A 12,871-nucleotide genomic window follows, 5' to 3' on the forward strand; every position below is an offset into this window, starting at 1 on the left:
AATCACTCTCCTAACAAGTTATATCAAATTCTATGCCTTATCATCCCTTTCTGTCATATTATTCTTTAATTTTTCAAAAAGAGATATGCACTCTACAGTTCCACATATATTTACAGCGTCCTCTAGTTCGTTATCTAAGAGTGTCCTCAATAAATTGTATTTTTGCGGTGAATTTAAAAATGTCCAATACCTCCCATTTTTTTCGTCTAAAATAAGGGGCTTATAGATTGTATTTTATGATTAACAACGACAATATTATTGCTTTAGCTACTCCTTCGGGTGCTGGTGCCATTGCGGTTATCCGAATTTCTGGAAAAGATGCCATTACTATAGCCGGATCACATTTTAGATCCATTCGAGGTAAGGACCTAAAAAAGCAAAAAAGTCATACTATTCATTTGGGCCATATTGTGGAGGACAACAAAGTATTGGACGAGGTGTTGTTATCTGTATTTAAAGGTCCCAATTCTTATACAGGTGAAGACGTGATAGAAATCTCTTGCCACGGCTCCCCATATATCCAGCAACAGATCATTCAGCTCTTTTTACGTAATGGCTGTAGGTCTGCACATGCAGGGGAATTTACGCTAAGGGCCTTTCTACATGGAAAGATGGACCTAAGTCAGGCAGAGGCCGTAGCAGACCTTATTGCTTCTGATAACGAAGCTAGTCACCAGATAGCCATGCAACAGATGCGAGGTGGGTTTAGCAACGAAATAGAAAAATTGCGTGAAGAACTGCTCAACTTTGCTTCTCTAATAGAATTGGAGCTCGATTTTGCAGAGGAAGATGTGGAATTTGCCGATAGGAGTCAGTTTAAAATATTATTAACTAAGATCCAGGAAGTACTAAAGCGACTGATCGATTCTTTTGCGGTGGGGAACGTGATTAAAAATGGAATTCCGATCGCTATTGTAGGGGAACCAAATGTAGGGAAATCGACCCTCTTAAATGCCTTGCTCAACGAGGAACGCGCCATTGTAAGTGATATTGCCGGAACTACCAGAGATACTATAGAAGATGAAATAAATATAGGTGGAGTGGGATTCCGTTTTATTGATACCGCAGGAATTAGAGCTACTGAGGATGTGGTTGAGAGCATAGGTATTCAGAAAACCTTCGAAAAAATAGCTCAGGCACAAGTAGTTGTGCTCTTAGTTGATGCTTGGGAAATGGCCTCCGATCCAGGCAAGCTAAAATCCAGTACCATAGAATTAGAGAAAATAAAGAACAGGTATCCCCAAAAACCACTATTGGTGATTGCCAATAAGGTAGACCGACTGCAACCTGAGGAAATAGAGATTTTAAAAGGACAAATTTCAGACCTATACCTTTTATCTGCCAAAACCGGTTATGGCGTGGAAGAATTGAAGTCGCGCTTATTAGAATTTGTCAATACGGGGGCACTACGAAACAGCGAAACTATTGTGACCAATACCAGGCATTATAATTCTCTATTAAAAGCTTTGGAAGAGATAGAAAAAGTACAATTTGGAATGGACGAGGATACTCCTAGTGACTTATTGGCTATAGACATCCGGGAAGCGCTTTATCATTTGGGCGAAATTACTGGACAGGTGACCAATGATGAATTGTTGGGCAACATTTTCGCTAATTTCTGTATCGGCAAATAGACATTCATTTTATTTGATATCATATAATATCATTTGATTGCAAATAGCTGAAAATCAATAATTTGTTAATAACTTTCAAATTTATGCTTTCTCTTATTCATCCTTTTTTCGTACATTTTTGTATCCCATTTGTATCTCGTTAAGTTAAAATGATGTCGAGATACAAATTTTGTATCTCGTATGAAAATTCATCTCAGAAAGAAAAAGCTGAAAAGCGGATTGACCAGTCTTTATATAGAATACTATAAAGGTCATACCACAACGCCCAAAGGTAAAAGTAAAATTTTAAGGGATTTTGAATATCTAGAGCTCTATCTCACAACCGATCCCAAGACCGATGCTGAAATAAGGAAAAACAAAGATACCTTAGAACTCGCAGAAAAAATCTTAACTATAAGAAAGGCTGAACTCTATCAAGGGAAGTATAACCTTAAAAACGACACCAAAGGAAAAGTTAGTATATTAGACTTTTATGTTCAGAAGAAAGAGGAGCGCTACCAGTCTAAAGGAAATTATGACAATTGGGATGCTGCGCAGAAACATTTAGAAGCCTACTGCTCCCCTACTATAACTTTTGACGATATTGATGTCGATTTTATTAAAGGGTACAAGAAATACCTGGACACCGTTGCTGTTACACAGAGTAAAAAGAAGTTATCCCAAAACACCAAGAATTCGTACTACAATAAATTTAAGGCTTGTTTAAATGCCGCTTTTGAAGAAGGGTACCTAAAGGAGAACCTCATTAAGAAAGTAAAAGGATTTACAGCGGGAGAATCCACCAGAGAGTATCTTACTTCAGATGAGCTTCAAAAACTATCCCAGACCCCCTGCACCATTCCATTATTAAAACGTGCCTTTCTATTTTCCACCTTATCGGGGATACGCTGGTCCGACATTAATAAACTAAAGTGGTCCGAGGTACGTGATGAGGGTACGGACAATTCCGGGGATCTTATTTACCGAATTGTGTTTCAGCAAAAGAAAACAGAGGGCGTAGAATACTTATATGTTTCAGAACAGGCCAGGGAGCTATTAGGGGAACGTAGAGGTCCCAATGATCGAGTATTCAAAGGTCTCCGTTATAGTGCCCATATGAACCTCCAACTCCTTCGCTGGTGCATGTTTGCCGGTATTAACAAGCACATCACCTTTCATTCCGCCAGGCATACCAATGCGGTGCTGTTATTAGAAAATGGAGCGGATATCTATACTGTTTCAAAACGTCTTGGTCATCGCGAAATAAGAACTACGGAGATCTATGCTAAAATCATAGACAAGAAAATGAAGGAAGCCGCGAACTTACTCCCTAAGTTGAATTTGGATTTGATGTAACACTCGTTTAAGGTTACAATATCACGTGGCATATAGAGTAAGGTTCTAAATTCAAAGCGATTTTCAGACTCCTCTACTCCATTTTACAGCGATTTCATATATTTATAAACATCTGATTGTTAATTATTTTCCAATAACCGACTGGATATTTTGGGAAATAAGAGCTATGTTAGTTACCGATAAGATGGGGATATAGGTTCATATACCTATATCCGTACGTTACCTGCCATTAAAAAAAGAACATGAACGACACTAATTCGGAAAACTACTCAACAGATAAACCAATTATTGAGAAAGAATTAGATGCTTTTCAGCGTTATGGGTTTTCAAAGAGAATTGCCGAAACAATTGTAGAGCGGAAAAATCGAGACTCTCTAGTTTTTGGAATTTTCGGAGTTTGGGGAGAAGGGAAATCGACTGTTCTTAATTTCATTAACAAAGAGCTTGAAAGTCATGATGAAATCCTGACGTTAGTATTCAACCCTTGGCGATATGGCGATGAAGACACCTTGATTAAGAATTTCTTAAAAAAAGTTTCAGAACTGTTAGGAAAGGAACTCTCCTCAAATAAAGAGAAATTTGCAGGGTTCGTTGGAAAATATGGCAGCGTAGGGTCTATCATAGGAGTAGATTTTAGTGACGTAGGTAAAAACCTAGCTGATGTTGACCTTGAAAATCTTAAAAAACGGGTTGATGAATTCATTTCTGAGAGTGGCAAAAGATTAGTGATTTTTATTGACGATATCGACCGATTAGACAAACAAGAAATCTATTCGTTATTTAGGCTTGTTAAGCTGACTGCTGACTTTAAAAACACTACATATATTCTTTCATTCGACCAGGAAATGGTCGCTTCAGCCATTGGAGAAAGATTCGGTACAGGTGATAAAAAAGCAGGTGAGAATTTTTTAGAAAAAATTATCCAAGTGCCCCTGTCAATTCCTAAAGCTCAACCTGACGCACTAAAGAAATTTTGCTTTAAACTAGTCGATAATGCAATACTTAAAAGTGAACTGAATCTTTCAGAAGATGAAGTTCAAAGATTTGTCTATCAATTTACAACCAACATACTAGGAAGGTTAACAACTCCAAGGTTAGCAGTCAGATACGGCAATACTTTATCGTTCTCATTACCACTCTTAAAAGGTGAAGTAAATATTATTGACTTGATGTTAATTGAAGCCTTGAGAGTTTTCTATCCTGAACATTATTCATTCGTCAAGAATAACCCAGACTACTTTATCGGATCGTATTCTGAGACCTACGGGCATGGTAATAATCAGGCAAAAATCGATTCAATAAAAAAGCATTTTGAAAACCTCGAAATTAACCTTGGTGAAAAGGACAAATCTAAAGTACGTGATTTACTTTCAAACCTCTTTCCTCGATTAGACACGGCTTTCGGTAATTATCATTTTGGAAACGAGACTTACAATGAGTGGTTTGTTCAAAAAAGAATAGTCTCAACAAAGTACTTTGATAGGTATTTTTCATACTCTGTTATAGAAGGGGATATATCGGATATTGAGTTTGACCTTCTTCTTGAATTTATTGCACAAACAGACAATATTGACTTGATAACTGAAAAAGTTCAAGGCATAATCACTAAGACCTCAAAAGATAATTTCATGCAGAAATTAAGAAGTCTTGAAAAAGAGTATGATTGGGAATCTGCAAAGAGAATTTCTAAAGTACTTTGTGACATAAGCAGAGAGCTACCTAAGCAAGGTGGTATGATGAGTATGGGGTTTGAAACACCATTTGGTCAGGCAGCTATTTTTATTTTACAGCTTCTTAAAAACCATAAAGAGAAAGAAGACTTATTCGACTTTGGGAAAGAACTAATGACTTATCCAAAGCAGTTTGAATTTGCCTACGAAATCAATAATTGGCTAAGATCAAGCAAACAACCTGAAGAGAAGTTATTTAATGATGAGCAATATGTTGAGTTAGCTAAAATATTAACAGAGAGAGCTCTTGAAGAATCGAAAGACAAATCCATTTTTGAGCGTTTCCCAGAGCATATTGGATATATTGGACATACTTGGGCAGAAAGAGATAAGCCAGAATTTGACAAGTACGTAGAATCATTTCTTGATAGGGATGAAAAGAATATTTTAATTCTTCTTAAGTCATACACACCAACAGTAAGAAGTTCTGCTAAGCCAGAGCCTTTTAAGGGAGATTTATCCAGAGACAGATATGAGTATTTAGTCTCATTCTACGACAAGGAAAAACTGTTTGAACGAATCCAGACAGTTTTTAAGATTAAAGAAATTGAAGCCGAAGGACCTTTTTGGATCGACTATGGAACCCAAGATTTTACAGATTTAAACATGGTCAGACAATTCTATAAATGGTATCAAGAAGAAAAAAAATAAAAACGGCAGGTAATCGAGTGGATGGCTCCGCCATCTAATGACGGAGTGCACCCCTCACACCACCGTACGTACGGGTCTCGTATACGGCGGTTCGATAATGAAACTTAACGTTTGTAGTATTCCAATAAACTAACATAACCTTTCCTCTTTAACCGTTTTACGGTGATCGTAGTTCGCAGTATTGGGCTTTGGGCTACAGCCCATCCCCCCATTCTGGTACGGCTCCAAGCGTAGGCTTGGTCTTGGTCAATGCCCAGACGGATCAGGTTTTTCCGTTTCCGTTCGGGTTTCTTCCAATGATGCCAAATACAATACCGCAGTCGGTTGCGCAGCCATTCTTCCAGCTTTTTGAACTTGGCCTGAATAGATGCCGGCTTAAAGTAATTAATCCACCCTCGTACCAACAGATTGATGCTTGAAATACGTTCTTCAAAACTGGCGGGTATCGTCTTTTTGGTCAGATATTTAAGTTTTGTTTTAAATTCTTTCCACTTCGACGGTTCGGCCACCAGCTGATATTTGCCTTTTTCCCCTTTCTTATAGGTTGGTACAAAACCGAACCCTAGTACTTGGAAATCCAAAGGTTTGCGTATGCCACTTTTCTTTCTATTTATTGGCAATCGGAGCTTGTCGCGCAGAAACTTGTAGATACTGTTACCTACCCTTTTCGCTGACTTTTTACTTCTGACATAGATACTGAAATCATCAGCATATCTAACATAACGATGTCCGCGCTTTTCCAGTTCCTTATCCAGCTCATTAAGCAGGATATTGGAAAGCAACGGACTTAGAGGCGAACCTTGCGGGACGCCCTTTTTGCGCTTGTGTAGTTTGCCGCTGATTAGTATCGGTGCCCTAAGGAATGAGCGTAACAGCTTCATCGTGGGTCTACATTTCACCTTTTTATATATCAGTTCCAAGAGGACATAGTGTTCCACCTCGTCAAAGAAGCTCTTTAAATCGATGTCTACTATGCACTGGTACCCTGAATTAATATTCTTTAGGCTTTGTGCGACCGCTTGATGGGCGTTACGTTGTGGTCTGAACCCGTAACTGTGCTTTTGAAAGTCCGTCTCAAATATGGGCTGCAGTACTTGGTGCAGTGCTTGTTGAAACACCCTGTCGACAACGGTGGGAATGCCAAGCATCCGTTTCTTGCCGTTGCTCTTGGGTATTTCAATTCCTAATATTGGAGACACCTGATAAGACTCCCGTTCTATCTGTTGGGTATATCGCTTGGCATGGGTTCGGAGCAAGGATTTAAGTTCCATTACGGAAACTCCGTCCACTCCTGCACCACCCTTGTTGCGGAATACCTGTAAATAGGCGTCGTTAAGGTTCTTTTTACTTGTTAAACGTTTAATCATTAACACTAAAATTGTTTCGCTGTCCCGCTTAATCCATGGCTACTGTTTTACTGGAAAACTATCCGTAACACAAAACCGCTCCGTGGTTTATTAATGACCATTATCGTTCAGTCCTTCACCAACCTATCAGGTGGTTGGCTACTACGACGTCAGCTGACTTCTCCATTTAGCTACACGTAACTTTGGAGACCTCCCCAGGTAATGACATCTTCTTTCCCTCGATTCCTGCCAGATCTACTGCTTCGGCATTCACCTAAAAGTGTTTCGGACTTTACAATGATGTGCTTGCTCATCCATCCTCACAGCCTCATATCTGGTTCCTGTTTAGCCTGTCCAGAGCGCAGTCGAAGGATCAGTACCGAGTTTTGTAGTCTCGCTTCCTTCAGATGTAACCTCGCAGTTACCACCCTTGCGACTTACTAATGGTTCAAAAAGCCTGTCCCGAGCGTAGACGAAGGATTACCCCTGCCCATAAGGGACTTGCACCCTCTAGATTAATTATCTACTTTGCAGTAGATAAAAGATGCCCATGCTGGGCACACACAATATGTATAAGCAATGGCTTGTCCTCGCCTACTTGGAAAATCCTGCGGATTTTCCAATGGTAAGTACTTGTTTACAATTGTCCGTGACGAACCACGCCACTGCTCATACACGAAACGTTGGCAACAAGCTAAAAAAATCGCATCCACCGTATCCATTTGCTTTCGGATTAAAAAAAAAATTATTTCGATTACTCTTTTTGTAACGTCTTTTTTAAATTCATTAATTGTTTAATATATAAATTAAACAAAATGAATACAAAAAGTTTGACACAGCAAGAACTCATTAATGAGATTGAAACGACCTATCAAAATTTCAATAAGACACTTTCAAATTTTTCAGAGAAAGAGATTAACACCGTTCCTTTTGAGGGAAGTTGGACAGCAGGCCAAGTAGCAGAGCATATTATAAAATCAAATGGAGGCATACTACAACAGTTGTCAAACGGGAAAACAGAGTCGACAAAACGACGCTATGATGAACAAGTTAGCCTTATTCAAGATATCTTTCGTGGCAAGGACAAAATGAAATCAGCAGCACCTTTAGAGCCAGAACAACCCCCTCACAACGCTGATGATTTATTAAAAACCTTACAACAACAAAAAGAAAATCAATTAGAGACCATAAAGAGCAAAGACCTAAAAGCTCTTGTTTCAGAATTGGAATTTCCTCCTTCTCCAGATGGTTTGACACGATACGAATGGCTTCACTTAATGATTGAGCACGCTCAAAGACACAGCAAACAACTCGAAAGTATTCAAAAGAAATTGTAGCTATGAAAAAAGAAGCCTATAGTTTGCCAGATATTGTTTCAAGGGACGAATGGCTTAAGAAGCGTAAAGCTTTGCTCATAGAGGAAAAAGAATTTACAAAACAACACGAAAAAATTAATGCCAGACGACGCCAATTACCAATGGTCGAAGTCAATAAGGAATACATTTTTGATGGTCCAGAGGGTAAGGAAAGTCTATTGGAGTTATTTAAAGGACGTAACCAGTTAATTGTACAGCACTTTATGTTTGACCCAGAATGGAATGAGGGATGTAAAGGCTGTTCTTTTCAAACAGACAACATTGGGAATCTTGCCCATTTGCACGCTCGCAATGTGACTTTGGTACTTGTCTCAAGAGCACCATTGGAAAAGCTTGAGAAATTTAAAAAACGTATGGGCTGGACAATACCTTGGTATTCTTCTTTTGACAATGACTTCAACTATGATTATCATGTCACAATTGATGCCGACCGAGGTTCGCACGTTTACAATTATGAAGACATAAGTACATTGGGCGAAAACTGGAAGAATTGGAAAGGTGAGCAACCAGGAAATAGTGTTTTTATCCGAAAAGGCGACAGTATCTTCCATACCTATTCATCTTATGAAAGAGGTTGCGAATTATTAATGGGAACTTTGAATTATCTTGACCTCACAGCATTAGGAAGACAGGAAGATTGGGAAAAACCCGAAGGTCGTGGTAGTGACAAACCCGGTAGTTGGTGGGGTTTGCATGATAAATACTAAAATAAGAATGGAAATAATTGAAGAAATGAAACCACTAATGCTTTTTAAAGGTATGTGGAACGTACAAGGGAAAAATCTCCCAGGAGCACCTATAGATGCAAACCAACCACTTCATGGCACTCAAAACGTAACCATTCTGGGAAATAATTTTTTAGTGGCACATTGGAACTATAAATTTGTTGACAATGAACATTTTGGAATTTCTATTATAGGTACAGATAACGATAGCTCACAACCTAAATTACATTTATTTGACAATGGTGGTTCCTATAGAGCGTATGACTTAAAAATAGAAGGTAATCTGTGGACTATTACGGGCGAAACAGAGCGTTCCACAATGGTTTTTGACAAAGAAGGTAATACCTATAAAGAGCATTGGGAGATCAAACTAGACGGAAAATGGAATCCGCTATGTGAACGCTATGGGACTAAAGAAACCGTTACCAACAAAGAAAATACCATCTAAAATTAAAATGAAAGAAAACCACAGAATAAAACAAGCAATTATCGACTTTGTAAAAGGTGGAGATACTAGTGACGTTGAACTTTTGGACAAAGTACTTCACAAAGATTTTCGAGTTACGAATAACGGATTTATGGGAACTTCGGGAATTACCATAGTCACCAAAAACGAATATCTAAATAAAATTAAAAGTGGAGTTTTTGGTGGACTACCAAGACAACTGGAAATCCTTGAGATTGACCAAAGCGGAAAAATTGCATCCGTTAAATTGAGAATTGAAAGTGCTGAAAACGATTTTATTTCCTATAATTCATTCGTTTTAGATGCCGACAAGGAATGGAAACTTATAAATAACCTTGCAGTTGTAAAATCCAAAAAAAATGAACTGAAATAAAAACAATTAACAAAACGAATACAGTTAACAATGCATAGGATAGTACCAAATATTTACTCTGATGATATTGAAAAAAGCAAGAAATTCTATACTGATTTTATGGGAATGGAATTAGCAATGGATATGGAGTGGATTTTAACTTTTGTATCAAAAGAAAATAGAACAGCTCAAATTTCTGTTTTTCAGAATAAAGAAAATAAACCTTTAGATAATTCTGCTATTTTTTTGTCAATAGAAGTAAACGATATTGATAATTGGTACGAACGTGCTAAAAAAGAGAATATTGCAATTGTTTATCCGATTTCCAACGAGAGTTGGGGAGTTAGACGATTTTTTATAAAAGACCCAAACGGAGTAACTTTAAATCTATTAAGTCATATTAACTAAAATGGATTTATTAAAAAGCGGGATATTACCTTGACTTGAAATTAAATATTCGGAAACATGACAAAAATAACTGTAAGTTCTGATTGCGGAAATGCACCAAAAAAGGAATTTCTAAAAAAAATAAATATTGCATTTGCTAAAGGAAATTCTGAATTTTTGGCAGAGCGCGTAACGGACAAAATTGTTTGGAATATAATTGGCGACAAAAAAATTGAGGGAAAAGAAAAGTTTACGGAGGAATTGGAAAAGATGGAAAAGGAAAAAGCATCAGAATTAATACTCGACCGAATTTTAACTCACGGAAAAGAAGGTGCTGTAAGCGGAATTATAAAAATGCAGAACGGTAAAAAATATGCGTTTTCGGACTTTTATGAATTTAGTGGAGCAAAAGGAACGAAAGTAAAATCAATTACATCATACGTAATCGGAATTTAGCATTAGTTTAAAACCAACTATAAAAATCAAACAAATAAAATGAAATCAAAAAATCCTACAATAACTGTCCAAACTACTGTAAAAGCAGACATTAATAAAGTCTGGGATTTATGGACCAAACCTGAACACATCAAGAATTGGAATTTCGCCACAGATGAATGGTGCTGTCCAAAAGCTGAAAATGATTTAAAACCAAATGGTAAATTCTCTTGGAGAATGGTAGCCAAAGATGGAAGTATGGGGTTTGATTTTACTGGAGATTATGAAAAAATAATCGAAAAGGAATTAATCACATACAAAATGTCCGATGGGAGAATTGTGAAAATTGACTTTTCAGAAAATGGAAATGAAGTGACCGTAAGTGAAACTTTCGATGCAGAAGGAACTAATTCGGACGAACAACAACGAGCAGGATGGCAAGCTATTTTAGGAAATTTTAAAAAATATGTAGAATCGGAAAAATAAAAACCAGCTGCCAATCGAGTAGGTGGGTCCGCCATTAGATGACGGACTGCACCTCTCACACCACCCAGCGTACGGGTCTCGTACTGGGCGGTTCGATAATGAGACTTAACGTTTGTAGTATTCCAATAAACTAACATAACCTTTCCTTTTTAACCGTTTTACAGTGATTGTAGTACGCAGTATTGAGCTTTAGGCTGCTGTACATAAGGGACCTGTGTATCCGTTAGGCGAGCCCGCCTGAATGACATAGTCGGGCAGGCCCGCCTAGACAGATCGGGCAACCTTGCACCCTCTAGATTAATTATCTACTTTGCAGTAGATAAAAGATGCCCATGCTGGGCACACACACCGTATATAATTTATTGTTAGTTCTCACCTACTTACAAAAATCCTCCAGCATCTTCTATTCGGTTTTTATTTGTTAAATTAGGTGCTTAATCACACAACAAATCATATACAAATACATTTTACTCAAATTGAGAAAATGACCACTTCAGAAAAATTTTTAGATAGTTATAATGCGGACTTTATTGTTAAATCGAAAGGTCTGTGTATTTTTAAACTGACGCTAAGTCTTAAGAGTTTAGCTTTGAAAAAGAAAAAATAAAAATAAACCAAACCTAATGTAGCCGTTCGGTACAGGCGGGCAAAAGGAGTTAGCTTCGTGCACAGACGGAATTCGGCCAACGCGCCGACACAACCGTTGCTGTCGCAGACGGCGTGCCTCCGCAATATTCATACGAGCTTGGGTGTTATTTGCAATAGCTCAAAAAAATACAATTCAATTAGAGTCATTATCATATAAATGATAGAAAATATTATACATAACAATGAGAATTTAAACGTTTCTTTAGATACGAAAAAATTAGAGGTCAGGGGAGAATTTTCAGACGGAACTAAAGCTTTTATACTGAATTACGACATTTTTGGAACTAGTATAAAAATCTATGATTTTAAGGTATATAGAAAAAGAGAAGGCTTAGGTACAAATGTTCTAACTGAATTTGAATTATGTGCAAAGAAAAATGGTTTTAAAAAAATTTATGGAGAGCTAACAAACAGTCCTGATTATTCTTCACCAGACGTCTTGATTGAGTTTTATAATAAAATGGGGTATAATGTAAAACCTAAGAATCATGGAATGCAATATGCTGAAATTTCAAAAAACACTTAAAGAATAAAGAACAGGCTACAAGATTGGAAATCAATTTAGTGTAAAGGTTAATATATGACTTTTGTAACCATGTATCTTAACGAACACACGTGGTCAGTTCAGCGATAATTAGTGGATTGAAAGAGAATTAATAATGAAACAGTTTAATAAATTACTAATAAAGCAAAAAATCATCAGAGTTTTCAGCACAATCAATGTGATTTTACTTTTCACTTTTTTGTTGGGATGTGTTACTGGCTCTACAATTATTACAGGAACTGCGAGACAACCAATTAATCCAATAGAAGTAAAAATATACCTTGACCCACCAGTAAAATTCGAAAATATAGGAATAATTGAGGTTAGTAGCGACGTGGTACTTTCAAGACAATCTGCACAGGACAAAGCAATAACTGAATTAAAGTCACGAGCAGCAAAATTAGGAGCAAATGGTATCCTTTTAACCAATACAGGAAGCCTGGATATTCTGGTGATGTTGACCCCCTATTCTGGCCATACTGACCCCCCTAAGGATTTTGGTCAAAAAGATAAGTTAATGACAATATTACAGTTTTTTTCTTAGACTTTCTCCCTTTAATTCTATCCGGTGAGAGGTGTGTACCAGTCGGTCCAATATCGCGTCAGCGATGCTTGCTTCTCCAATAATATCGTACCAGCTTCCCACAGGAAGTTGACTTGCAATAATGGTAGATGATCTTCCATGCCGGTCCTCAATGATCTCCATCAGGTCCATTTGCTGTTTTCTATCCAAGTGAGCCAGTCCAAAGTCATCCA

General features: G+C 37.5%; 14 protein-coding genes. 12 read left to right on the plus strand and 2 right to left on the minus strand.

Annotated features, from left to right (window positions below):
• Positions 1–236 precede the first annotated feature (236 nt).
• The 3 genes from mnmE to G466_RS0113695 all read left to right on the plus strand — a co-directional run bounded on the left by mnmE (position 237) and on the right by G466_RS0113695 (position 5,350).
• The gene (gene mnmE, locus G466_RS0113685) at positions 237–1,634 is read left to right on the plus strand and encodes a tRNA uridine-5-carboxymethylaminomethyl(34) synthesis GTPase MnmE (RefSeq protein ID WP_026814186.1); all 1,398 of its coding nucleotides are present in this window, start codon (positions 237–239) and stop codon (positions 1,632–1,634) included.
• A 180-nt stretch (positions 1,635–1,814) separates the two neighbouring features.
• Positions 1,815–2,969, plus strand: coding sequence for a site-specific integrase (locus G466_RS0113690; RefSeq protein ID WP_026814187.1), 1,155 nt, complete (start codon positions 1,815–1,817; stop codon positions 2,967–2,969).
• A gap of 242 nt (positions 2,970–3,211) precedes the next feature.
• Positions 3,212–5,350: a KAP family P-loop NTPase fold protein gene (locus G466_RS0113695; RefSeq protein WP_026814188.1), complete on the plus strand. Its 2,139-nt coding sequence runs from the start codon at positions 3,212–3,214 to the stop codon at positions 5,348–5,350.
• Between the two features lie 104 nt (positions 5,351–5,454).
• Here G466_RS0113695 and ltrA read toward each other — a convergent pair whose 3' ends face one another.
• Positions 5,455–6,717 (minus strand): group II intron reverse transcriptase/maturase, encoded by a 1,263-nt coding sequence (ltrA, locus tag G466_RS0113700; RefSeq protein WP_026814189.1) that lies wholly within the window; start codon positions 6,715–6,717, stop codon positions 5,455–5,457.
• A gap of 794 nt (positions 6,718–7,511) precedes the next feature.
• Here ltrA and G466_RS0113710 point away from each other — a divergent pair.
• From G466_RS0113710 to G466_RS22050, 9 genes are all read left to right on the plus strand, one after another.
• Positions 7,512–8,033: a DinB family protein gene (locus G466_RS0113710; protein WP_026814191.1), complete on the plus strand. Its 522-nt coding sequence runs from the start codon at positions 7,512–7,514 to the stop codon at positions 8,031–8,033.
• 2 nt (positions 8,034–8,035) lie between these two features.
• Positions 8,036–8,779 (plus strand): DUF899 domain-containing protein, encoded by a 744-nt coding sequence (locus G466_RS22045; protein WP_034235670.1) that lies wholly within the window; start codon positions 8,036–8,038, stop codon positions 8,777–8,779.
• 7 nt (positions 8,780–8,786) lie between these two features.
• Positions 8,787–9,245, plus strand: a complete 459-nt coding sequence (locus tag G466_RS0113720; RefSeq protein ID WP_157373890.1) for a hypothetical protein — start codon at positions 8,787–8,789, stop codon at positions 9,243–9,245.
• A 7-nt stretch (positions 9,246–9,252) separates the two neighbouring features.
• Positions 9,253–9,636, plus strand: coding sequence for a nuclear transport factor 2 family protein (locus G466_RS0113725; protein ID WP_026814193.1), 384 nt, complete (start codon positions 9,253–9,255; stop codon positions 9,634–9,636).
• Between the two features lie 30 nt (positions 9,637–9,666).
• Positions 9,667–10,023, plus strand: coding sequence for a VOC family protein (locus G466_RS0113730; RefSeq protein WP_026814194.1), 357 nt, complete (start codon positions 9,667–9,669; stop codon positions 10,021–10,023).
• 57 nt (positions 10,024–10,080) lie between these two features.
• Positions 10,081–10,458, plus strand: a complete 378-nt coding sequence (locus tag G466_RS0113735; RefSeq protein ID WP_026814195.1) for a nuclear transport factor 2-like protein — start codon at positions 10,081–10,083, stop codon at positions 10,456–10,458.
• Positions 10,459–10,497: 39 nt separating this feature from the next.
• Complete coding sequence (locus G466_RS0113740; protein WP_026814196.1) at positions 10,498–10,923, plus strand: SRPBCC family protein; 426 nt, start codon at positions 10,498–10,500, stop codon at positions 10,921–10,923.
• An 805-nt stretch (positions 10,924–11,728) separates the two neighbouring features.
• Entirely contained in the window at positions 11,729–12,097 is a 369-nt protein-coding gene (locus G466_RS0113745; RefSeq protein WP_026814197.1) for a hypothetical protein, read from the plus strand.
• A gap of 133 nt (positions 12,098–12,230) precedes the next feature.
• The gene (locus tag G466_RS22050; RefSeq protein ID WP_051315667.1) at positions 12,231–12,659 is read left to right on the plus strand and encodes a hypothetical protein; all 429 of its coding nucleotides are present in this window, start codon (positions 12,231–12,233) and stop codon (positions 12,657–12,659) included.
• Here the strand turns inward: G466_RS22050 and G466_RS0113755 are convergent.
• Positions 12,642–12,871 (minus strand): ATP-binding protein (locus tag G466_RS0113755; protein ID WP_026814198.1); only part of this gene is annotated, 230 nt, incomplete at its 5' end. The two genes, G466_RS22050 and G466_RS0113755, sit on opposite strands and share 18 nt — an antisense overlap.

This window comes from Arenibacter certesii DSM 19833 (assembly GCF_000429545.1).
Lineage (GTDB): Bacteria > Bacteroidota > Bacteroidia > Flavobacteriales > Flavobacteriaceae > Arenibacter > Arenibacter certesii.